The organism is Nesterenkonia aurantiaca (assembly GCF_004364585.1).
Taxonomy (GTDB): domain Bacteria; phylum Actinomycetota; class Actinomycetes; order Actinomycetales; family Micrococcaceae; genus Nesterenkonia; species Nesterenkonia aurantiaca.
Map to the genome: position 1 here is coordinate 95,744 of NZ_SOAN01000008.1, position 21,567 is coordinate 117,310.

Annotated in this window: 19 protein-coding genes; 14 read left to right on the forward strand and 5 right to left on the reverse strand. The window is 68.1% G+C overall.

Annotation, left to right across the window (positions count from 1 at the left end; genetic code table 11):
- Positions 1–27: 27 nt before the first annotated feature.
- The 7 genes from truB (at position 28) to EV640_RS10885 (ending at position 6,847) form a co-directional block, all read left to right on the forward strand.
- The gene (gene truB, locus EV640_RS10855) at positions 28–1,140 is read left to right on the forward strand and encodes a tRNA pseudouridine(55) synthase TruB (RefSeq protein WP_084479363.1); all 1,113 of its coding nucleotides are present in this window, start codon (positions 28–30) and stop codon (positions 1,138–1,140) included.
- The gene (locus EV640_RS10860; RefSeq protein ID WP_051500883.1) at positions 1,137–1,502 is read left to right on the forward strand and encodes a hypothetical protein; all 366 of its coding nucleotides are present in this window, start codon (positions 1,137–1,139) and stop codon (positions 1,500–1,502) included. Before truB ends, EV640_RS10860 begins: the two co-directional genes overlap by 4 nt.
- Positions 1,499–1,954 (forward strand): hypothetical protein, encoded by a 456-nt coding sequence (locus EV640_RS10865; protein WP_036473970.1) that lies wholly within the window; start codon positions 1,499–1,501, stop codon positions 1,952–1,954. The genes EV640_RS10860 and EV640_RS10865 overlap by 4 nt, the downstream gene beginning before the upstream one ends.
- Positions 1,951–2,973, forward strand: coding sequence for a bifunctional riboflavin kinase/FAD synthetase (locus tag EV640_RS10870; protein WP_036473968.1), 1,023 nt, complete (start codon positions 1,951–1,953; stop codon positions 2,971–2,973). The genes EV640_RS10865 and EV640_RS10870 overlap by 4 nt, the downstream gene beginning before the upstream one ends.
- Before the next feature lie 15 nt (positions 2,974–2,988).
- Positions 2,989–3,942 (forward strand): class I SAM-dependent methyltransferase, encoded by a 954-nt coding sequence (locus tag EV640_RS10875; RefSeq protein ID WP_051500882.1) that lies wholly within the window; start codon positions 2,989–2,991, stop codon positions 3,940–3,942.
- A gap of 116 nt (positions 3,943–4,058) precedes the next feature.
- Positions 4,059–4,328, forward strand: coding sequence for a 30S ribosomal protein S15 (gene rpsO / locus EV640_RS10880; protein WP_036473966.1), 270 nt, complete (start codon positions 4,059–4,061; stop codon positions 4,326–4,328).
- Between the two features lie 281 nt (positions 4,329–4,609).
- A complete protein-coding gene (locus EV640_RS10885) occupies positions 4,610–6,847 on the forward strand; it encodes a polyribonucleotide nucleotidyltransferase (RefSeq protein WP_036473964.1) in 2,238 nt (745 codons plus the stop codon).
- Positions 6,848–7,150: 303 nt separating this feature from the next.
- Here EV640_RS10885 and EV640_RS10890 read toward each other — a convergent pair whose 3' ends face one another.
- A complete protein-coding gene (locus EV640_RS10890; protein ID WP_084479362.1) occupies positions 7,151–8,560 on the reverse strand; it encodes an MFS transporter in 1,410 nt (469 codons plus the stop codon).
- A gap of 365 nt (positions 8,561–8,925) precedes the next feature.
- Here EV640_RS10890 and EV640_RS10895 point away from each other — a divergent pair, with 365 nt between their 5' ends.
- From EV640_RS10895 to EV640_RS10915, 5 genes are read left to right on the forward strand one after another with little or no spacing between them, the layout of a single operon-like run.
- The gene (locus tag EV640_RS10895) at positions 8,926–10,317 is read left to right on the forward strand and encodes an MBL fold metallo-hydrolase (RefSeq protein ID WP_036473961.1); all 1,392 of its coding nucleotides are present in this window, start codon (positions 8,926–8,928) and stop codon (positions 10,315–10,317) included.
- Positions 10,318–10,373: 56 nt separating this feature from the next.
- A complete protein-coding gene (locus EV640_RS10900; protein WP_133726422.1) occupies positions 10,374–11,012 on the forward strand; it encodes a rhodanese-like domain-containing protein in 639 nt (212 codons plus the stop codon).
- The gene (locus tag EV640_RS10905) at positions 11,009–11,851 is read left to right on the forward strand and encodes a sulfite exporter TauE/SafE family protein (RefSeq protein WP_036473960.1); all 843 of its coding nucleotides are present in this window, start codon (positions 11,009–11,011) and stop codon (positions 11,849–11,851) included. The genes EV640_RS10900 and EV640_RS10905 overlap by 4 nt, the downstream gene beginning before the upstream one ends.
- A 33-nt stretch (positions 11,852–11,884) precedes the next feature.
- Positions 11,885–12,163, forward strand: coding sequence for a metal-sensitive transcriptional regulator (locus EV640_RS10910; protein WP_036473958.1), 279 nt, complete (start codon positions 11,885–11,887; stop codon positions 12,161–12,163).
- 58 nt (positions 12,164–12,221) lie between these two features.
- Positions 12,222–13,139 carry a ribokinase gene (locus tag EV640_RS10915; RefSeq protein WP_133726423.1) on the forward strand — a complete coding sequence of 306 codons (918 nt, stop codon included), beginning with the start codon at positions 12,222–12,224 and terminating at the stop codon, positions 13,137–13,139.
- Here the strand turns inward: EV640_RS10915 and EV640_RS10920 are convergent.
- The 3 genes from EV640_RS10920 to EV640_RS10930 all read right to left on the reverse strand — a co-directional run bounded on the left by EV640_RS10920 (position 13,117) and on the right by EV640_RS10930 (position 17,551).
- On the reverse strand, positions 13,117–14,772 hold the full coding sequence (locus EV640_RS10920) for an FAD-dependent oxidoreductase (RefSeq protein WP_051500879.1): 1,656 nt from the start codon (positions 14,770–14,772) through the stop codon (positions 13,117–13,119). The genes EV640_RS10915 and EV640_RS10920 overlap by 23 nt on opposite strands.
- A gap of 138 nt (positions 14,773–14,910) precedes the next feature.
- Complete coding sequence (locus tag EV640_RS10925; protein WP_208292200.1) at positions 14,911–17,094, reverse strand: RecQ family ATP-dependent DNA helicase; 2,184 nt, start codon at positions 17,092–17,094, stop codon at positions 14,911–14,913.
- A 100-nt stretch (positions 17,095–17,194) separates the two neighbouring features.
- Positions 17,195–17,551, reverse strand: coding sequence for an HNH endonuclease (locus EV640_RS10930; RefSeq protein ID WP_036473955.1), 357 nt, complete (start codon positions 17,549–17,551; stop codon positions 17,195–17,197).
- 269 nt (positions 17,552–17,820) lie between these two features.
- On the opposite strand from EV640_RS10930, the gene EV640_RS10935 reads away from it, so the two are divergent.
- Complete coding sequence (locus EV640_RS10935; protein ID WP_133726425.1) at positions 17,821–18,939, forward strand: class II histone deacetylase; 1,119 nt, start codon at positions 17,821–17,823, stop codon at positions 18,937–18,939.
- On the opposite strand, the gene EV640_RS10940 is transcribed toward EV640_RS10935, so the two are convergent.
- A complete protein-coding gene (locus EV640_RS10940; protein ID WP_036473951.1) occupies positions 18,936–19,922 on the reverse strand; it encodes a response regulator transcription factor in 987 nt (328 codons plus the stop codon). The two genes, EV640_RS10935 and EV640_RS10940, sit on opposite strands and share 4 nt — an antisense overlap.
- A gap of 117 nt (positions 19,923–20,039) precedes the next feature.
- Between EV640_RS10940 and EV640_RS10945 the strand changes: the two genes are divergently transcribed.
- The gene (locus EV640_RS10945; protein WP_036473949.1) at positions 20,040–21,566 is read left to right on the forward strand and encodes a TIGR01777 family oxidoreductase; all 1,527 of its coding nucleotides are present in this window, start codon (positions 20,040–20,042) and stop codon (positions 21,564–21,566) included.
- The last annotated feature ends 1 nt before the right edge of the window (position 21,567 follow it).

Sequence of the window (21,567 nt, forward strand, 5' to 3'; positions counted from 1 at the left end):
GCGCACGGAAGCTGAGGCGGAACACCCATGGGCAAGAAGCAGAAGCCTGAAGAGCTGGAGGTCGGCTCCGGACTTGTCCTGGTGGACAAGCCGGCCGGCCTGACCAGCCATGACGTGGTCGGACGGATCCGCAAGCTCGCCGGGACCCGCAAAGTGGGCCACGCCGGCACCCTGGATCCGATGGCCACCGGGGTCCTGGTGGTCGGGATCAACCGTGCCACCAGGCTGCTCACCCATATCGTCGGGGTGGACAAGACCTACACCGCCACCGTGCGGCTGGGCCAGTCCACCTCCACCGACGACGCCGAGGGCGAGGTCCTGCAGAGCAGGTTCGCCAATGCGGTGACCCCGGCGGCCATCATGGCCGAGGTCGCAGAGCTCACCGGTGCGATCCAGCAGGTCCCCGCCACGGTCTCGGCGATCAAGGTGGACGGCCAGCGCGCCCATGCCCGGGTCCGCGCCGGCGAGGAGGTCGCGCTGAAGTCGCGCAGCGTCACCGTGCACCACTTCGAGGTCTTCGACGTCCGGCGGATCGACGGCGGCAAGCTGGTCGACGTCGACATCGAGGTCCGGGTCTCCTCCGGCACCTACGTGCGCGCCCTGGCCCGGGACCTGGGTGAGGCGCTCGGCGTCGGAGGTCACCTCACCGCGCTGCGCCGCACCGCGGTGGGCTCCTACAGCATCGACCAGACCCTGACCCTGGACCAGCTGGGGGAGGACTTCGGCTATATCGGCCTGGCTGAGGCCGCCGAGCAGCTCTTCCCGAAACGTCAGCTCACGCTCCAAGAGGTGGAGAACCTCGGCTATGGCCGGCGGATCACCGCCTCCGGCACCGGCGTGGACCCGCAGCTCACCGCCGCCTTCGCCCCCGATGGGAAGCTGGTCGCGCTGCTGGCCGACGTGCCCGCCAAGAAGGGCGCCTCGGCCTCCCCGGACGCCGCCCACGCGGCGGATTCTGGATCCACCGACTACCAGGCCAAGCCCGAGCTGGTCTTCCTGATCACCACCGGCGGCGGATCGGCTGACTCCGGAGCCCGGGCCTCCGGAGGCCAGGCCTCTGGGTCCGGTGCTCCGGCTGCCGGAACCAGCACCCGAGGTCCCGAAGCTGAGGGCACACAGGCGGGGGGAACCGCCGGATGACGGTGATGTTCCTCATAGGCGCCTTCGTCTGCGGGCTCTCCGTGCTGGTCTGCTGGGTGATGACCGCCGCCCGGGATCACCCCGCGGACTCCTCGATCATCTCGCTGGCCGCCATCGAGCTCTACCTGATCGCCTACGGCATCTACGCCGGGATCCGGCAGCTCGGCGGCGCCTCGGTCTCCGGCGAGGCCTGGGAGTTCTGGGGTTATATTCTCACTGCACTCCTGTTGCCGGTCGGAGTGTTCATCTGGGCCATGATCGACAAGACCCGCTGGTCCAACCTGGTGATGAGCTTCGTCGGGCTCGTCGTATTCGTGATGGTCTACCGCTTGGAGGAGATCTGGTGGGGAAGCGCGCTATGACCGAATCGCCGCAGGAGACGCCGGGCAACGCCTCACCGACCCCGCGCAACCGCGGAGTCGGGATGCTGATCATCACCGCCTACGGCATCTTCGCGGTCTCCTCCTTCGCCCGGGCGCTGTATCAGATCCTCACCGACTTCGACGCCTCCCCGGTGTCCTACTCACTCAGCGCCTTCGCCGCGACGGTCTACATCGTCGCCAGCCTGGCCCTGGCCAAGATCGGGCCCCGCGCCTGGCTGGTGGCGCTGATCGCGGTGCTGCTGGAGCTCACCGGCGTGCTCGCCGTCGGCCTCTGGACCTACCTGGATCCGGAGCTGTTCAACGAGGCCACCGTGTGGTCCCACTTCGGTGAGGGCTACGGATTCGTGCCGCTGCTGCTGCCGTTCATCGGCCTGTTCTGGCTGCTGCGGCACCGTCCCGGCACCGAGGCCGCGCGGGACACCGCAGGATGAGCGATAAACTGACTGACGTGCAGTTCTGGAATGGTCTTGAAGAAGTCCCCCGCGGGCTCGGACCCACCGCAGTGACCATCGGCAACTTCGACGGCGTCCACCTGGGCCACCAGGAGGTCCTCACCCGCCTGGTCGCCGCCGCCCACGAGCAGGCCGAGCCCGGCCAGCATCCGCACCCTCAGGCCGTGGCGATCACCTTCGACCCGCACCCGCTGCAGGTCCACCGCCCCGAGGAGTCCCCGGTGATGCTCACCGGCACCGCGGAGAAGCTTCAGCGCCTGGCCGAGACCGGCATCGACGCGCTGCTGGTGCTGCACTACAACCTCGACCTCGCCGGGTTGACGCCTGAGGAGTTCGTCAAGACCTATTTCGTGGACACGCTGAACGCCGCCGTGGTGGTCATCGGCCACGACGTGCGCTTCGGCCGCGGAAACTCCGGGAACTTCGAGACCATGGTCGAACTCGGCCGTCGCTACGGCTTCGCGGTGCTCGGCGTGGACGACTTTGCGCTGACCGGACATTCAGTGGCCGAGACCGAGCGCCGCTGCTCCTCGACCTGGGTGCGAGAGGCCCTCGACGCCGGGGACGTCGCGGCCGCCGCCGAGGTGCTCGGCCGCCCCCACGCGGTGCTCGGCGAAGTGGTCCACGGGGCAGCCCGCGGACGTGACCTGGGCTTCCCGACCGCGAACCTGGGCCGTGACTCCGAGGGCATGATCCCCGCCGACGGCATCTACGCCGGCTGGCTGGTCGACGCGGCCGGCGCCCGCTGGCCCGCCGCGATCTCCGTGGGTTCGAATCCCACGTTCCATGGCGTGGAGCGCGTGGTGGAATCCCACGTGATCGACCGTCCCACCGAGGCGGTGGAGGACTTCGACCTCTACGGCCAGCACGTGCGGGTGGAGTTCGTCGAACGGCTGCGCGGAATGGTCGCCTACAAGGGTGTGGCCAAGCTGGTGGAACAGATGTACCTGGACGTGGAGCAGACCCGCGAGGTCCTCGCCCGGCTCCGCGCCGAGTAGCTCCGGGTCCCACCGGTGCCCTCCCGCCCCAAGCCCCGCCCCGCTCAGCAGGCGCTGATCACCGACCCTGAGCGCCGCCGCCGGCTCGGCGCCGCCTTCACCGATGACACCTCGCTCGAGGAGGCCTGGCGCTATGACGCGCTGCGCCCGCGCTACCCGCAGGCGCTGCTGGATCAGCTGCTCGAGACGGCGGGGCACTCCGGTTCCCCCGCGGAGCCGGTGATCGCCGAGCTCGGAGCCGGCACCGGGATCCTCACCCGGGAGCTGCTGGCCCGCGGAGCCCGGGTGCATGCGGTGGAACCCTCAGCGGCGATGACCGAGGTGCTGCGCGCCCGCAGCGCCGATCAGCAGCAGCGCAATCAGCCTGGCCGCGAGCTTGGCCTCGAGCCCGGGCAAGAGCCCGACCCCGAGCCTCGCCACGAACCTGGCAAAGAGCCCGGCCACGAGGACCCCCGGCTGCAGGTCCACCTGAGCACGGCGGAGGCGACCGGACTCAGCCAGGCGAGCTGCGACGTCGTCGTCGCCGCCCAGGCCTGGCACTGGTTCGATGACGACCTGGTCCAGGAGGAGGTGCGCCGGATCCTGCGCCCGCACGGAGTGCTCGCCGTGCTGGCCAACTACCTGGACACCTCTGTGCCCTGGGTGCACCGGCTGACCAGGATCATGCGCGCCGGGGACGTCTACCGGCCCGGCTGGACCCCGTTGGTGGACCCCGCCCACTTCAGCGCCTGGGAGACCACGCTGACGCGTTGGGAGCGGGGGATCACGCCGGAGCAGATCCGCGAGCTCGGGACCACGCTGAGCTCCTGGCTCTCCGCCGATGAGTCCGCACGGGCCCGGCGCCGGAGCAACCTGGACTGGTACCTGGACGAGCACCTCGCCCTGACCCCGGGGGAGCCGGTGGCGCTGCCGTACCTCACCGTGCTGCACACCAGCGTTTCACGTGTGCCGGGGGCTCCTGTATCGTAGAAAGGTCGCTTCGGCGACATCGTCATGCTGCAGTCCGCGGTGGCTGACACTGGTCCCTGGCCCTTTTGGGGCAAAGCCCGGTCCTGTTCGCGGTACAACAATGAAGGAGCTCTTCCATGGCTTTAGATCCCGTTGTCAAACAGGAGATCATCAAGGAGTACGCAACTTCCGAGGGTGACACTGGTTCACCCGAGGTTCAGGTTGCGGTTCTGACGCGTCGGATCTCCGACCTCACCGAGCACCTGAAGGTGCACAAGCATGATCACCACACCCGTCGTGGTCTGATGATCCTGGTGGGTCGCCGTCGTCGTCTGCTGAAGTACCTTGCTGCTACGGACATCGAGCGCTACCGTTCGCTGATCAAGCGTCTCGGTATTCGCCGATGAGCTTCAGCGTCAAACGCTGATCACCAAGCAACGAAACAGGCGGCTCCTCACACGGTCTTCACGGCCGTAGGAGCCGCCTGCTTTGTATGCGAGGATAGTGGGTGGCGCTCCCGCCAGTGAGAGGGATCGAACTCATATGTTCCGGTCCTCGGTAGTAGCCTCCGGGAGGCACGAGACGTGCCAGGCCCGTGGGCTTCGATCGATGACCGACCATATGTACGCAGATCCTTTCCTCTCACTGGCTCGCCAGTAATGCACGCAACTGAGAGGAGACACCTGTAATGCAGGGTCCCGAGATTCACTACACCGAAGCCGTGATCGACAACGGATCATTCGGTACACGCACGATTTCCTTCGAGACCGGCCGCCTCGCCAAGCAGGCCGCCGGTTCCGTCCTGGTCACCATGGACGAAGACACCACGCTGCTCTCGGCCACCACGGTGGGCAAGTCCCCCCGTGAGGGCTTCGACTTCTTCCCGCTGACGGTCGACGTCGAAGAGCGCATGTACGCCGCAGGTCGCATCCCCGGCAGCTTCTTCCGTCGCGAGGGTCGCCCCTCCACCGACGCGATCCTGGCCTGCCGCCTGATCGACCGCCCGCTGCGCCCCGCGTTCAAGAAGGGCATCCGCAACGAGGTCCAGGTCGTGGAGACCGTGCTCTCGATCAACCCGGATGACCTCTACGACGTGGTCGCCATCAACGGCGCCTCGATGTCCACCCAGCTCTCCGGTCTGCCGTTCTCCGGCCCGATCGGTGCAGTGCGCGTGGCGCTCATCGACAACGGATCCGGCGCCCAGTGGGTGGCCTTCCCGAAGCACTCGCAGCTCAAGGACGCCGTGTTCAACATGGTCGTCGCCGGTCGGGTCGTCAATGACGACATCGCCGTGCTGATGGTCGAGGCCGAAGCCACCGATGACTCCTGGAAGCTGATCAAGGAGCAGGGCCGCACCGCCCCGACCGAGGACATCGTCTCCGAGGGTCTGGAAGCGGCAAAGCCGTTCATCAAGGTCCTCTGCGACGCGCAGGCAGACCTGGCAGCTCGCGCCGCCAAGCCTGCCATCGACGTCCCGACCTTCGTGGACTACGAGGACGACGTGCTGGCAGCGGTGGAGTCCTCCGCCTCCGAGCGTCTGAGCAAGGTCTACCAGATCGCCGACAAGCAGGAGCGCGACGCGGCGGACTCCGAGCTCAAGGCCGAGGTCCGCGAGGATCTCGCCGGCGAGGGCAAGCAGTTCGAGGGTCGCGGCGGCGAGGTCGCCAAGGCCTTCGGCGCAGTGACCAAGCAGGTCATCCGCCAGCGGATCCTGCGCGATCAGGTCCGCATCGACGGACGCGGTCTGACGGACATCCGCCAGCTCACCGCCGAGGTCGAGGTCCTTCCCCGCGTGCACGGCTCGGCCATCTTCGAGCGCGGCGAGACCCAGATCATGGGTGTCACCACGCTGAACATGCTTAAGCTCGAGCAGAACATCGACTCGCTGTCGCCGGTGAAGACCAAGCGCTACATGCACAACTACAACTTCCCGCCGTACTCGGTCGGTGAGACCGGCCGCGTGGGTTCGCCCAAGCGCCGCGAAATCGGACATGGTGCTCTCGCAGAGCGCGCCATCACCCCGGTGCTGCCCTCCCGCGAGGAGTTCCCCTACGCGATCCGCCAGGTCTCTGAGGCCCTGGGCTCCAACGGCTCCACCTCGATGGGTTCGGTCTGCGCCTCGACGCTGTCCATGCTCAACGCCGGTGTGCCGTTGAAGGCTCCGGTGGCAGGCATCGCCATGGGCCTGGTCTCCGACCAGGTCGACGGTGAGACCCGCTACGCCGCCCTGACCGACATCCTCGGCGCCGAAGATGCTTTCGGCGACATGGACTTCAAGGTCGCCGGCACCTCCGAGTTCGTCACAGCCATCCAGCTGGACACCAAGCTCGACGGCATCCCGGCCTCGGTGCTCTCCGCAGCGCTGAAGCAGGCCCGCGAGGCTCGCCTGCACATCCTGAGCGTCATGGCCGCTGCCATCGACACCCCGGATGAGATGTCCGAGTTCGCACCGCGCATCATCTCGGTGATGGTCCCCGTGGACAAGATCGGCGAGGTCATCGGCCCGAAGGGCAAGATGATCAACCAGATCCAGGAGGACACCGGCACCGACATCTCGATCGAGGATGACGGCACCGTGCTGATCGGCGCGACCAACGGCGAAGCTGCTGAGGCAGCCCGCGCCGCGGTCAACGCGATCGCCAACCCGCAGGTCCCTGAGATCGGCGAGCGGTACCTGGGCACCGTGGTCAAGCTGACCACGTTCGGCGCGTTCATCTCGCTGACCCCGGGCAAGGATGGCCTGCTGCACATCTCCGAGCTGCGCAAGCTCAACGAGGGCAAGCGCGTGGACGACGTCGAAGACGTTGTCAGCGTCGGCCAGCGCATCCAGGTCGAGATCTCCAAGGTCGATGACCGCGGAAAGCTCAGCCTGGCCCCCGTCGTCGAAGGTGATGGCTCCTCGGAGTCCAGCAACGACGACGCGTGATCGGTTTTCTGCTGATCGGTTCCAGCTGAGAAGCTGAGCCACCAGGACGGCCGGTGAGGTTCCCTTTCGGGGCCTCGCCGGCCGTTTTTGTGCGCCGGGCCTTCTTCCGAGGGCCTCCTGCCGCTTGGTCCCGCCGTGGGAGCCGCCCGTTGCATCGAGTGGTCGATTCAAGGGACTTTCGGGCCTCGAAAGCGCCTCAGAATCCCCTGGATCGACCAATGGATGAGCGAGCTTCGGTTCCAGCGGCGCACACCCCGGCCCGCGCCCGCTGCCCGCGCCCGCTGGTGCTGTCCCGGCCGAGGATCAGTGGCCTGAGTAGTCTCCCGAGTAGTCCCGCGCGTTGCTCACGCCCAGCGCGTTGCCCACTGCGGCCAGAATGATCAGCAGCGCTGCGACCAGCGGGACCAGGGCCGCGGTCTGGGTGCCGAAGCTCTCAGCCAGGTACCCGGTGATCGCCGAGGAGGAGGACTGTCCGATCACGATCGCCGTGGTCAGCAGGGACATCACCGTGGTGGAGCGACCGCGCGGACTGCGTTCGGCCACCAGGCTGAACTGGGTGACCAGGGTCGGGCCGATGCCGACCCCCATCACCAGCAGCACCAGCAGCAGAACCGGCAGGGCGGAGGCGAACTGCAGCCCGATGGTGCCCAGCAGCAGCACCCCGCCGAAGCTCAGCCAGCGCGCCTGAAGGCTGAAGCTGGCCGGGAACAGGGCCGCGGCGAGGGCGAAGACCGCCGAGCCGATGCCCATGGCGCCATAGACCAGTCCGGCGCGTTCGGCGTAGCCGAGGTCGGCCATGAAGGAGGTCAGCGTGGTCAGCGTGGAACCGAAGATCAGCCCGATGCCCAGTGCCCCGGCCATCAGCACAAGCAGCCGCGGCGCGAACAGGGCCCTCACCGGCGCGGGTTCCTGGTGGGTGGCGGCGTTCTTGGGCACCGCCTCGGCCGTGCGGTGCAGCGCGAAGGTGATCAGGAAGCACAGGGTCAGGATCGCGGCGCCGATCATCGGAGCCGCCCCACCCAGGGTCGCGGCGAGCAGACCGACGATGACCGGGCCGAACACGAAGGTGATCTCATCGGCCGCGGACTCATACGCCATGGTCGAGTTCATCGTCTTCTGCTGGCGCGCCGGAGGCAGCTCGCGGAAGATCACGCCTACCAGGCGGCTGCGCGACATCGGCGGGACCTGCGGAGCGGTGGCGCCCACCAGGAAGGCCGAGATCAGCACGGCCCAGGTGCCGAGGGGGCTGTACACCACCCAGGCCATGGCGAGCAGCGAAAGGCTGCTGGCGGATCCGGCGATCAGCAGCACCCGGCGCTGCCCCCAGCGGTCTGCCGCGGCCCCGATCAGCGGGCCGAAGATCGCTGTGCCCAGACCCACCATGGCTGAGGTCAGTCCGCCCAGGCTGATCGAGTCCCGAGCGGCCACCACCAAGGTGAGCACCCCGACCACCATCATCGCGTAGGGGAAGCGGGCGAGCAGGGCCACCGGGAAGTAGGCGGGACCGACGACGCCGCGCAGCGTCGGCTGCGGGTCGGCGCCGGGGAAGCTGGAGGCAGTCTCGCGGGCCGTCGCGGGAGCCGGCGACCCTGCCGCCGGGATCTCCGCTGCCGCATACCCTGCGGCCGGCGACCCCGCCGCGGAGGGGCTCTCAGGCTGGGCGTCGGTCTGGGCGGCGCGCGGCTGCTCGGCGTCGTGCTTCTTCGCGGGCATGTGGGGATCCTCCGGTGTCGGCTCTGGCGTGCTCAGTGCCGCCTTGACCCCGCCGACGTGCCCGAGGGCTGTCGCTGGAATCAGGTAGATACACAAGATTGCTGCGTCCGCGCGCAGGTCGCCGCTTCGGCGGTCCCGGGGGAGGGCAGATCACCAGCGTACCGGCTCATGTTTCCTCCGTGTGAACTTCGTCTCTCAGATCACACGCGACCGCGCACACGACCGCACATGCGGCGCACACACGGCACACCGGGGCCGACCAGAAATCGGGTTGACCCACGCAGATTTGTATACCCCAGGGGGTATGTGTCAGAGTGGGAACATACCCCCCGGGGTATCCATTGACTTTCACAGGAAGGGATCTCATGCTTCTCGAACGGATCTACGACGAGGACCTCGCCCAGGCCAGCTACTTCATCGGCTGCCAGTCCAAGGGTGAGGCCATCGTCATCGACGCCCGCCGCGACAACAGCGAATACTTCGAGCTCGCCGAGCGCCACGGCATGCGCATCACCGCCGTGGCCGAGACCCACATTCACGCCGACTACCTCTCCGGCACCCGCGAGCTGGCAGCCGCGGCTGACGCGGAAGCCTACGTCTCCGGCGAAGGCGGCGAGGACTGGCAGTACGGCTTCGACGCCACCCGACTGAACCACGGGGACAAGATCACCCTGGGCAACATCACCATCGAGGCCCGCCACACTCCCGGTCACACCCCCGAACACCTGGTGTTCCTGGTGACCGACGGCGCCTTCAGCAACGATCCCGGCTACATGATCTCGGGAGACTTCGTCTTCGCCGGAGATCTCGGCCGCCCCGACCTGCTCGATGAGGCAGCCGGGGGAGTGGACACCCGCTTCGAGGGGGCCAAGCAGCTCTTCCGCAGCCTGAAGGAACAGTTCCTCACCCTGCCCGATCACGTGCTGGTCTACCCCGGCCACGGCTCCGGCAGCGCCTGCGGCAAGGCGCTGGGCGCGCTGCCTGCCACCACGGTCGGCTACGAGCGCACCAACGCCTGGTGGGGCAAGCACCTGCGCAACGACGACGAGCAGGGCTTCATCGATGAGCTCCTCGACGGCCAGCCAGACGCGCACGCCTACTTCGGTCGGATGAAGCGCGAGAACAAGGAAGGCCCCGCAGTGCTCGGCCCGCTGAGCCCGCTGCAGGCCTTCACCTCGGACCAGGTGCGCAGCGCACTGGAAGAGGACCGTGCGATCTTCGTGGACACCCGCACCAACGACGAGGTCAAGAAGGGCACCGTCCTCGCCGCACTGAACATCCCCGCCGGCGGCAAGTTCGCCAGCTACGGCGCCTGGGCCTACGACCCGGAGAAGGAGCAGCAGCCCCTGATCCTCCTGGCCGAGGATCAGGATCAGGCCGAGGACATGCGCAACCACCTGATGCGAGTCGGCATCGATGCGGTCAAGGGCTACACGATCAGCCTCGCTGACCTGCCGCAGACCCAGCCCGCCACCATCACCCCCGCAGAGCTGGAAGACTTCGAGCCGGCACTGCTGCTGGATGTGCGCAACAAGTCCGAGCACTCCGCAGGCCACGTCCCCGGCTCCAAGCAGCTCAGCGCCGGACGCGTGCTGTGGCACCAGGATCAGCTGCCTGCCAGCGGCCCGATCGTCACATACTGCCAGTCCGGTGTCCGGAACTCCGTGGCAGCCAGCGCGCTGCGCCGGGCCGGCCACGACGTTCGCGAACTCGTCGGCAGCTACGCCGGCTGGTCGGACTGGAACACATCGCACTGACCAGCTGTTCTGGTCTGACAAGAAACGCACACTTCTCGAGAGGAACCACCAGCCCTATGGCTAACACCACCACGACCACCACCCCGACGACGACGGCGGCCGCATCCCCGATGAGCCCCACCGAACTTGCCGAGAAGCTCCGCTCACAGGACGCCCCGCTGCTCGTCGACGTCCGCACCCCCGCGGAGCATGAGTCGCTGCGGGTCCCCGGGTCCCACAACGTCCCGCTGGATCTGCTGCAGAAGAACAAGGAGACCCTGGCCGAGCAGTTCAACTGCGAGGTGGTGCTGATCTGCCAGACCGGCAACCGCGCCAACCAGGCCCTGCAGCACCTGCGCGCCGCAGGAGTGGACTCCGCACGGGTGCTCGAGGGCGGCGTCGTCGCTATGGAAGCACAGCACAGCCAGCACACGCACCGTGGTCAGCAGCGCTGGGCCATGGACCGTCAGGTCCGGATGGTCGCAGGGTCGCTGGTGCTCACCGGGTTCCTGGGCGGGAAGCTGATCTCACCGAAGGTCGGCTACCTGGCCGGCGCGATCGGTGCCGGGCTGACCTTCTCCGCGCTCACCGATTCCTGTGCGATGGCCGCGGCGCTGAACAAGATGCCGTGGAACAAGGTGGAAGCTGACCCGACCGTCGAGAAGTTCCTGGCGGGGATCCCACGCTCCACCCAGATCCAGGCGCCGCGGGGGTGAGCACCGGCCTCATCCTGGCGATGATCCTCGCCGTCGGGATCGGCATATCGCTGGGCCTGCTCGGCGGCGGGGGCACCATCCTGGCGGTCCCGCTGCTGACGTATGTGGCCGGGATGCCGCCGAAGGAAGCGATCGCCGCTTCGATGTTCATCATCGGAGTCACTTCGGCGGTCAGCGTGGTCGCTCACGCCAAGCGGGGCAACGTCCAGTGGCGCACCGGATTCATCTTCGGCGGAGCCGCAATGGCGGGAGCCTTCGGCGGCGGACTGCTGGGGAGCCGGCTGCCCGGCGTCGTGCTGATGGTGGCCTTCGGCATCATGATGGTCGCCACCGCGCTGGCCATGATCCTGGACCGCCGGGCCAAGCCGGCCGGGGCGCCGCGGAAGAAGCTGCCGCTGGGAAAGATCATCATCGAAGGACTCGTGGTCGGGCTGGTGACTGGCATGGTCGGCGCCGGGGGAGGTTTCCTGGTGGTCCCGGCGCTGGTGCTGCTGGGTGGGCTCTCGATGCCCGCCGCGGTGGGCACCTCGCTGCTGATCATCTCGATGAAGTCCTTCACCGGACTCGCCGGTTATCTGACCTCGGTGAGCATCGACTGGGGTCCGGTGCTGATCATCACGGTGATCACCGTGATCGGCGCCCTGATCGGGACCGCGATCGGCAAGCACGTTCCGGAGAAGGCGCTGAAGAAGGCCTTCGGGTATCTGGTGCTGGCCATGGGCGTGGTGGTGTTCCTTCAGGAGCTGCCGCTCGCCTACGGCGTGGGTGCAGCAGTGGCCATCGTGGCGCTGCTCGGGACCTTGTTCTACCGCCGGCGCGGCGATCAGCTGGCATCATAGAGACCAATCAGTGCGAGGAGCAGGGAGAGAACCATGAGAGAAGCCGATCCGGAGACTCAGCGCAAGATCGTGAACCGTCTGAAGCGGGCCCGCGGTCAGTTGGACTCGGTGATCAACGCCGTGGAGAACGGCGGCAGCTGCCGCGATGTGGTCACCCAGCTCGCGGCGGTGTCCACCGCCCTGGACCGGGCTGGGTTCAGCGTGGTCTCCTCGGCGATGCAGTTCTGCGTCACCGACCCTGAGCGTGCCGCAGAGACCGAGGACGGGCTGACCGTGGAGGAGCTCGAGAAGCTCTTCCTCTCGCTCTCCTGAGCAGCGTGGCCGCCGCCCCCGTTCTCCACGAACTGGCTGCGGCCCTGAGAGGACAGAGATGACGCTGTTGGTCATGGGGTCGGTGAACCGGGACATCACCGCGCAGCTTCCGGAGTTCCCGCAGCCTGGAGAGACGCTGCTGGCCACCGGCTCGGAGACCGCCACCGGCGGCAAGAGCGCGAACCAGGCCGTGGCCGCCGCGATGGTCGGCGCCCGGGCGCATCTGATCGCGCGCTGCGGGTCCGACGCCGCCGGCGCCGAGGCGGTGCGCTCGCTGCGCGAGGTCGGGGTGCACGTCGACGCCGTCACCCCGGGCCGCGCGGCTCAGGGGACGGCGTTCATCGCCGTGCGCACCGACGGGGAGAACACCATCGTGGTGGTCCCCGGCGCGAACGCGGAACTCCGGGCGCAGGACTGCCCGCAGCACCTGCTGGAGAAGGCGGAGTGGATCCTGCTCAGCCTGGAGGTCCCGCTGGCCACCGTCCTGGAGACCGCCGCGCGGGCCCGCGCTGCGGGGGTCAAGGTCGCGCTGAACGCGTCCCCGTCACCGGGGCAGCCGCTGGATCTGCGCGATGTGGACCTGGTGATCGTCAACGAGGGTGAAGCCGCCGCGCTGTTGGCCGGTGCCGGCGCGGCGGAGCCTGGTTCTCAGCCTGAGGACCTCGCAGCCGCGCTGGGCCTGGAGACCCTGATCGTCACCCGCGGGGCGGCCGGGGCGAGCATCCACGCTTGCGGCCACGCGACGGTCCAGGTGCCCAGCGTGGAGGTCCAGGCAGTCGACACCAGCGGCGCGGGTGACGCGTTCACCGGCGCCCTGCTCGGGCGGATCACCTGCGGGGACAGCCTGGAGACGGCATCAGCCATCGCCGCCCGGTTTGCTGCCTCGGCAACCACTCGCGTGGGCGCCCAGGCCTCCTACCCGCGGGACTTCCAGGTCGATGAACCCTCGGTCTTCACCGTCGCGAGAGATTCGTGACCGCAGGTCCTTCCAGCAGCTCCCCGTCGGCGGCGAAGCGCGAGCCGTGCAGCGGGCAGTCCCAGGACAGGGCCGCGTCGTTCCACTTCAGCACCCCACCCAGGTGGGGGCAGACGGCGGAGACCTTGCAGGTCTGACCGTCCACGGTGGAGACCCCGACCGGTTTCCCGTGATCGCGGCCCACCTGGCCCTCGCCCTCGGCAGGGAGATCCTCGGGCAGGGCGTGAAGCTCGGCGCCGACCCAGCCGGCCACCAGGGTTCCGCCGACCTCGAGGTTGTCCTTGATCCCGGTGAACACATCGGAGGGTGTGACCGCACGTGCGCTCAGCGTCTCGGCCCAGGCCATATGCCCGCCGAGGATCTGCGCAGAGATGGCCAGGGCGGCGGCCACCGCGTTGGACATGCCCCACTTGTTGTATCCGGTGGCCAGGTAGATCTTACCGCCGCCGCGGGGCAGTGTGCCGAAGAACGGGATGTACTGCGCCGTGCGGTAGTCCTGGGCGGACCAGACGTGGGTGCGCTGGGCGCCGGGGAAATGCTCCTGCGTCCAGGCCTCGAGGTCATCCACGGCGGCGCGCTCTGAGGGTGACCGGCCGACTCCGTGGTCGTTGCCGCCGATCAGCAGCAGCTCCTCGCCATGGACCGGGACGGTGCGCAGGGTCCGGCCTGGGGTGTCGGCGCTGAGGTACATGCCCTTCGGGATGCTGACCGGAGCCCCGGGCACCCGGTATGTCATCGCGTAGGAGCGGTGGGGCTTGAGCTTGGCGAAGTAGCCGCCGCGATCGAGCACCGGGACCCCGGTGGCGAGCATCAGTCGACCCGCGGTCACCGGTCCCTGTGAGGTCTCGATGGTCAGCGGCGCCTCATCCACCGCCGGGTCCAGCGGGGAGCCCTCGGTGTCGTCCTCGGCAGAGGCCCGCGGAGTTCCCGAGTGGGATCCTGCTGCGGCACCTGTGCCTGCTGAGTCACCGTCAGGTCCGTTCGAGGTTGCCCCGGTCACCCGCACGCCATCGATGAGTTCCCCGCCGCGTTCGCGCAGCTCGGCGGCCAGAGCGGCCAGCACCTCCATGGGGTGGAACTGGGTCTGCTTTGCCAGGGCCACGGCCCCGCTGACCTCGAACGGCAGATCGGTCTGATCGGTCCAGGTCACCGGCAGCCCAGCCTCTTGGCAGGCGGCGAACTCCGCGTCCACGGCGGAGAGGCCGGATTCGGTGGTGGCATAGGTGTAGGCCGTGCGCTGCTGATACGGCACCCCGTGTTCCTGCATGTAGCGCACCAACCAGGAAACACCCTCATGGTTGCCGTCCACATAGGCCTGGAGCACCTCAGCCGAGTGGTGCTTGCGGATGTCGGAGAGGGTGGTGCCCTGGAGCAGCGAGAGCTTCGCGGTGGTGTTGCCGGTGGCGACGACGCCGACCGCCCGGGCCTCGAGCACCGCGACCTTGTGCCCGGCTCGGGCCAGGAGCACCGCCGTGGTCAACCCGGTCAGCCCGGCTCCGGCGACGACGGTGTCATAGTGCGCACCCTCGGTGAAGGAGTCGGTCGGGATGGACTCGGGGGAGTAGCTGTCCAGCCAGACCGAGCGGTGCGTGTTTGAGGGCTCGTGGGCGGTGTGCGGGGTCTGCGAGTTCACAGGTGGTCCTTCCTCAGGGGCTGCCGGTGGCCGGTAGCTGACCTCCGGCAATGGTCCTCATCCTGGTGGCTGGACCTGGGAGTATCCAGGATCACCGCCCGCGCAGCAGCACGCGGAGGCGGCTCGGATCAGCCCGGATCAGCCACGCATGCCCAGTGCGAAGGGCAACACCTCGGCCGCCCCCGCGCCGCGCAGCTCCCGGGCGGCCACGGTGAGCGTCCAGCGCGAGACGACCTCGTCATCGACCAGCAGCACCGAGGCGCCGTCGATCTGCTCGGCAAGCGCCGAGGGCACCGCGAACTTCCCCAGCAGTCCGGCCAGCCGGAAGGCGCTGTTGGTGTCCGGAGTGCTCGTGGGGCCACCCTCGGCCCACTCCAGTGCCCCCGCGTAGGGCAGCCGTCCGACCTGGGCCAGCGCCCGGGCGATGGAGTCCACCAGCACCGGATGCCTCCGTGAGGGCATCGAGACGACGACGTCGGGTCGCCGCGCCCAGCCCCATTCAGCCAGGACCCGGATCGCTCCGCGCACCAGCTGCTCGGAGACCTCGGCGTCGGCGCCCTGGAGCGCCTCGCGCACCGGGGTGCCCCAGCCGAGGTCGCTCAGCCGGGCGAGGGCCCGTCCGGGCTGGGCCTGCGCCTCCGCCGGCAGCTTGCCCTTGAGTCCGATGCCCAGGGCGTTGAGCCCGGTGGGCCACTGCTTGCGTGGGGCGATCTCCAGACCGACCCGGTCCAGGCTGTCCTTGGCCTCGGACAGCGCGGACTGGGAGACGTCGTGCGGGAACCAGGTGTCTGCGCAGGTGTCGCAGCGACCGCAGGGCTGGGCCTCCTCGTCGTCGAGGGCATGGGCCAGGAAGACCATCCGGCAGACCCCGGCGGGGAGCCGCTCGTAGTCGAGCATGAGCTGCTGCTCGGCCCGGCGCATCGCCAGGATGGTGTCATAGCGTTCGGCGTCGTAGGTCCAGGGGCGCCCGGTGGAGAGCCAGCCGCCGGAGACCCGGCGGACGCTGCCGTCGACCTCTAAGACCTTGAGCAGCAGCTCCAGCGGGGAGCGGCGGATCTCCACCATGGCCTCGAGCTTGGCGACCGAGAGCGTGGTCTCCGGGGAGAGGGCTCCGAGCACGGCGTCGGCGCGCTCCTGGGTGGGCATCGAGGCCTGGGCGAAGTACTCCCAGATCCGGATGTCCTCCTTGCCGGGCATCAGCAGCACGTCGGCGCTGTCCACGGCGCGTCCGGCACGGCCGATCTGCTGGTAATAGGAGACCGGGGAGGAGGGGGCGCCGAGGTGGACCACGAAACCGAGGTCGGGTTTGTCGAATCCCATGCCCAGCGCGCTGGTCGCGATCAGGGCCTTCACGGTGTTGTCCTTCAACGCCTGCTCCAGCTGCTGGCGCTCATCCGGGTCGGTCTGCCCGGTGTAGGCCGCGACCTGATAGCCGTGGGCATTGAGGTGCGCGGCGAGATCGGTGGCCTGGGAGATGGTCAGCGCGTAGACGATCCCGCTGCCGGTGAGGTCCTTCAGGTGCTGGGTCAGCCAGGCGATGCGCTGCTCGGAATCCGGCAGCGAGAGCACGCCGAGGCGCAGGGATTCGCGGCTGAGCGTGCCGCGCAGCACCATGACCTCCTGATCAGGCTCCTGAGCTGCGGCGGCTTCGCCCGAGGCTTCCCCCGCAGGGGTGAGCTGGGCAGCGATGTCATCGACCACCCGGGAGTTCGCAGTGGCGGTGGTGGCCAGCACCGGGACCTCGGCGGGGAGGTTGCGCACGATCTCCCCGATCCGCCGGTAGTCCGGCCGGAAGTCGTGACCCCAGTCGGAGATGCAGTGCGCCTCATCGACCACGAGCATGCCCATGCGCTGCAGCAGCCCGGGGAGCACCTCGTCGCGGAAGCGCGGGTTGGCCAGGCGTTCTGGGGAGATCAGCAGCACGTCGAGCTCGTCGTTGCGCAGGGATTCCATGATGGAGTCCCACTCGTGGGCGTTCGCCGAGCTGACCGCCTGGGCGCGCACCCCGGCGCGAGTGGCGGCGGCGATCTGGTCACGCATCAGCGCGATCAGCGGGGAGACGATCAGGCTGACCCCGCGTCCGCGGCTGCGCAGCAGGTGCGCGGCGAGGAAGTAGACCGCTGACTTTCCCCAGCCGGTCTTCTGTACCACCAGCACCCGGCGTCGATCCTGGACCAGCGCGGAGATCGCCTCGAACTGGCCGTCCCGGAAGTCCACCTCGGCTCCGGCGAGGGCGGCCAGGCGCTCGCGGGCCTCGGTGTAGAAGGCCGGATCACGCTCGGCGGCGGAGGAGTCAGGGCGGGCTGTGTTCGTGCTGGAGATGCTCACGTGACCACTCTGTCACAGGGGTGGGACACGGGCGCGAGCCTTCGAGCACGCCGACCTCAGCGCCCCATGACATGGGTTCGGGGACGCGACGTGATCAGCTCGGCGCGTCCTGCGCGCGCAGCGCGCGGGTGATCTCGACCCACCGTCGCAGGAACGCCGGCTCGTCGAGCCGTCGTCGTCGTATCCAGGAGGTGACCTCGTCGTTGGACTTGCTCGCATTGCAGGACGCGCAGGCCGGCACGACGTTCTCCAGCGTGTAGCGGCCACCCCGCGAGATGGGGGAGACACAGTCCTTCTGGAGCGGAGCGCCCTCGGTGCCGCAGTAGGCACAGCATGCCCAGGCCTCAAGGATGCGGAACCACTGCTCCTGAGTCAGGTCGCTGCCCGAGGCGGCGACGCGTCTGCTCCGCCGGCGCGCAGCGCGGGCGCGGCGAGTGTGACGAACCGGCATGGCCCGAGATTAGCATCGCGCGGTCAGCACGCTGGGGACCCCATGACCCACAAATCGCTGCGCGCTCAGGCGCACGTGGCGGACGAGCGGCGTTCCAAGACACCCACTCTGAGGCCTGATTGCGCTGAGTCCTCGAAGGCCCAGCATCACCGTGTCCTGTGAAAGAGCTCACTCAAATCAGTAGAACTGCCGATGCCTTCGCCGCAGCGCGGCCGGATGCTGAGACCAGCCGAACACCGGCGCTCAGGCCAGAAGAGAGGAACGACCTCATGACGTCAACCATGGGGTACATATGGAACACGCTCTATGGCTGGACCGACACCGGGAGTGGAGGGCTGCTCCCGCCCAGCACCGACTCCCTGACCCAGCCGATCGGGCACCATGTGGCACACCCAGATACCAAACGCCGGATGCATGAGCTGATCTCAGCGTCGGGACTCATCGACTCCCTGAAGCAGATCGATGCTGCGCCGGCTGCAGAAGCGGACATCCTGCGGGTCCATGACCAGTCTCACTATGACCGAATCCTTGCAGAGAGTGCTCTTCCTAAAGGCGGAGACGCCGGAGACGGGGTGTCCCCGTTCGGACATGGCGGACATCGGATCGCCATGTTGGCGGCCGGTGGAGCCATCGAAGCCGTCCGTACGGTCGTTGAGGGACAGGTCAGCAACGCATACGCTCTCATCAATCCCCCCGGGCATCACGCGGAGCGCAGCACCGGCAGGGGGTTCTGCACCTTCAACAACGGCGCCGTCGCCGCGGCCTACGCGCGCGATGTGCTGGGGCTGAAGCGGGTCGCCATCGTGGACTGGGACGTCCACCACGGCAACGGAGCTCAGGACATCTTTGGTGGGACCGCCGAAGTCTTGAACATCTCAGTCCATCAGGACCGTTGTTTCCCGTCCGACTCTGGTTTTCGAGAGGAGCGAGGCCACGGGGAGGGGTTCGGGTACACGCTGAATGTCCCGCTGCCTCCCGGGGGAGGCAGCGGGGCCTACGAATACGCATTCGACACGGTCGTGCTGCCTGCCGTCAGGGCCTATAAGCCGGACCTCATCATCGTCGCCAGCGGTTTCGACGCCTCCATCATGGACCCATTGGCGCGCATGATGATGCGCAGCGAAGGATTTCGCAGTCTGGTGCGAAAGCTGGTGGATCTCGCCGCGGAGGTGTCCCAAGGAAGACTGGTCTGCCTGCAGGAGGGTGGCTACAGCCCCATCTACGTCCCGTTCTGTGGACTCGCGGTAATTGAAGAGATGGCTGGGGTGAGCACCGGCACCCAGGATGCCTATACACCGATCCTTGGCGCGATGGGCGGTGACAAGCTGCTCGAACATGAGCGCGAGGCCATCGATCTGGCGAGTGTCCTGGTCTCGGACATCCACTAGCGCGCGCCGCCGAAGATCCGGGTGAGGTCCTTCATCGGCGCGGTGCGCGGACCCGGAAGATAGATGGAGGCCGTCGCGGCTCTCGCGGCGGCCTCCGCGCGTCTCGCGACGCCCATCTTCCGCCGGATGCTGGACATATGAGAGTTGACGGTGCGCTCACTCAACGTGAGTGCCATCGCTATCTCAGCGTCGGTCCGGCCGATGACCAGGCCGCTGAGAACGCGAAGCTCCTGCAGGCTGAGCTGCCAGAGATCCTCTCGAGTCAACTCCTGGACGCTCACCGCGAGGTCGTCGAAGGCTCCGAGCCGGGACAAGGTCACATGAATCCAGCTGCCGTCGAATCGCCACAGATGGCGGAGGGTGTCCAGTGAGCTCTCCATGAACTCGGCCACCACCCGGACGAAGTCCGAGTCCCTGAGCAGGGGGACGCTCTCCCGCTCCGCTGCGCCAAGTGCGTCTGGAGTCCACCGCAGATGCACGGTTTCGGTCGTGGAATGAAGCGCAGCATCAGCCCGCAGTCCGAGCGCGAGGAGACCCGACAGGCTCTGTGCCAGGGCCCGCTGTGTGGGTTGGAACGTATCGGGCTGCCGCGCGGAGAAGTGGACCAGTCCCAGATACCCGGTCTCATCGAAGAGCTCCAGGCTCATTCCGTCGCGATAGCCTTCAGTGCTCAGGTAGCGGCGGAACAGAGTTGTCCGAACGAACTCTTCGCGCAGGTCTGCCCCGCTGTCACTGATCGATGGAGGTAGGTGATCGACCGGGTCAAGGCGGTCGGTGAAACCGATCTCGTAGTTCAAGGGGAACAGATTCTGCAGGGCCCACGCCGTTCCATCGCTGTAACCGAGCCGCGTGACGACTCGGGATCTGCCATTGGCGGGCTGATGGATCACCAGTGCGGAGTCGAACAGCACGTGACGCTGCAGGTGACCAAGCGCCAGTGTCAGTCCGTGTCTCTGCGGAGGATCACTCGGTAGACCTCTCATAGGTAGAGGCTAAGTCCGCACCGTTGACTTGCCAAGCAACTCAACACCCAGCCACGGGGCAGTGAGGCCTGGTAGCGTTCCGGCTAAGCTGCCGCGCCAGGTCTACCAGGAGGCATTATGCCGATCTTCGAGTACGAGACCCACCTGCCCTTCTCCCGTGAAGACGTCTTCGACTGGTACGCCCGTCCGGGCGCGCTGGTCCGGCTGCATCCGCCCTTCGCCGGCCGGGTGATCGAGGAGCCCAGCAACGGTCTGCAGGACGGTTCGGAGTCGGTGCTCGGGATCAACATGCCCAGCCTCTTCGGCACCACGCTCGCCGGGCTGATGGACATGGCCGGCTCGGCCAGCTCGCTGCCGATGCGCGGCTACACCAAGTGGCGCTCGCGGCACACCAACTTCAAGGCCGGCCACAGCTTCTCCGATGAGATGATCTCCGGCCCCGCGAAGTCCTGGCGGCATGACCGCAGCTTCGAGGACGACGGCGCCGGGATGGTGCTGCGCGAGAAGGTCACCTATGAGCTGCCCGTGGTGGACAGGCTCCCCGCCGCGGTCCAGAAGGTGGTCGCCCGCCAGTTCGAGACCGAGCTCAACCGGATCTTCGCCTACCGCGGCCGGCAGAGCAGCGATGACCTCGCCTTCCACCAGTCCCATGGCCGTCTGGCCTCACAGCTGAACCAGGATTCGCACCACCGGCCCGAGGCCGCCCCGATCAAGGTCGTGGCCGTGAGCGGCGCCTCCGGGTTGATCGGACGTCAGGTCTGCGCGCTGCTCGGCGGTGCCGGCATCGAGGTCCGCCGGATGGTCCGCGGCAGCGGGAGCTCCTCGAGCGGCAGCGACGGGGAGATCCTCTGGGATCCCGAGGCCGGCACCCTGGACCCCGAGTCGCTGCGTGATGTGGACGCCGTGATCCACCTCGCCGGGCACCCGCTGGCCGCCCGCTTCACCGAGGAGCACAAGAAAAAGGTCCTGGACTCCCGCGTGGAGGGCACCTCACTGATCGCCACCACGCTCGCGCACCTGGAGGAAGCTGATCAGCGTGGCCGGGTGCTGATCAGCAGCTCCGCCATCGGCTACTACGGTGCGACGCCGGAGGATCGGTCCCTGCGCAGCGCCATCCTGACCGAGGACTCACCGGCCGGCACGGACTACCTCGCCGAGGTCTGCAAGAAGTGGGAGGAGAGCACCGCACCCGCGAAGAAGGCGGGCGTCCGGGTCGGGATGGTCCGCACCGGGATCGTGCAGACGCCCGCCGGCGGCGCCCTGTCCCAGCTGCTCCCGCTTTACACCGTCGGCGCCGGCGGACCGCTGGGAGACAAGGAATGGCAGAGCTGGATCAGCATCGATGACATCGCCTCGCTCTTCGTGCACCTGGCGCTGAACCCGCACGCCGAAGGCCCGGTCAACGGAGTCGGCCCCGAGCCCGTCACCGCCAAGCAGTACTCCAAGACGCTGGCCGCGGTCATGCGTCGCCCCTCGGCGATCCCGGTGCCTGCCTTCGGTCCGAAGCTGGTCCTCGGTGAGCAGGGCGCCAAGGAGATCGTCGGCGCGGATCAGCAGGTGACCTCGGTGAAGGCTCAAGCCCTGGGCTACGCGTTCCGGCACCACACATTGCAGGAAGCCCTCGAACACGTCCTGGGCAGCTGAA

Excerpts from the sequence above, each read along its gene's own strand:
- truB (WP_084479363.1), top strand. The coding sequence starts at position 28 with ATGGGCAAGAAGCAGAAGCCTGAAGAGCTGGAGGTCGGCTCCGGACTT.
- EV640_RS10860 (WP_051500883.1), top strand. The coding sequence starts at position 1,137 with ATGACGGTGATGTTCCTCATAGGCGCCTTCGTCTGCGGGCTCTCCGTG.
- EV640_RS10865 (WP_036473970.1), top strand. The coding sequence starts at position 1,499 with ATGACCGAATCGCCGCAGGAGACGCCGGGCAACGCCTCACCGACCCCG.
- EV640_RS10870 (WP_036473968.1), top strand. The coding sequence starts at position 1,951 with ATGAGCGATAAACTGACTGACGTGCAGTTCTGGAATGGTCTTGAAGAA.
- rpsO (WP_036473966.1), top strand. The coding sequence starts at position 4,059 with ATGGCTTTAGATCCCGTTGTCAAACAGGAGATCATCAAGGAGTACGCA.
- EV640_RS10885 (WP_036473964.1), top strand. The coding sequence starts at position 4,610 with ATGCAGGGTCCCGAGATTCACTACACCGAAGCCGTGATCGACAACGGA.
- EV640_RS10890 (WP_084479362.1), bottom strand. The coding sequence starts at position 8,560 with ATGCCCGCGAAGAAGCACGACGCCGAGCAGCCGCGCGCCGCCCAGACC.
- EV640_RS10895 (WP_036473961.1), top strand. The coding sequence starts at position 8,926 with ATGCTTCTCGAACGGATCTACGACGAGGACCTCGCCCAGGCCAGCTAC.
- EV640_RS10900 (WP_133726422.1), top strand. The coding sequence starts at position 10,374 with ATGGCTAACACCACCACGACCACCACCCCGACGACGACGGCGGCCGCA.
- EV640_RS10910 (WP_036473958.1), top strand. The coding sequence starts at position 11,885 with ATGAGAGAAGCCGATCCGGAGACTCAGCGCAAGATCGTGAACCGTCTG.
- EV640_RS10915 (WP_133726423.1), top strand. The coding sequence starts at position 12,222 with ATGACGCTGTTGGTCATGGGGTCGGTGAACCGGGACATCACCGCGCAG.
- EV640_RS10930 (WP_036473955.1), bottom strand. The coding sequence starts at position 17,551 with ATGCCGGTTCGTCACACTCGCCGCGCCCGCGCTGCGCGCCGGCGGAGC.
- EV640_RS10935 (WP_133726425.1), top strand. The coding sequence starts at position 17,821 with ATGACGTCAACCATGGGGTACATATGGAACACGCTCTATGGCTGGACC.
- EV640_RS10940 (WP_036473951.1), bottom strand. The coding sequence starts at position 19,922 with ATGAGAGGTCTACCGAGTGATCCTCCGCAGAGACACGGACTGACACTG.
- EV640_RS10945 (WP_036473949.1), top strand. The coding sequence starts at position 20,040 with ATGCCGATCTTCGAGTACGAGACCCACCTGCCCTTCTCCCGTGAAGAC.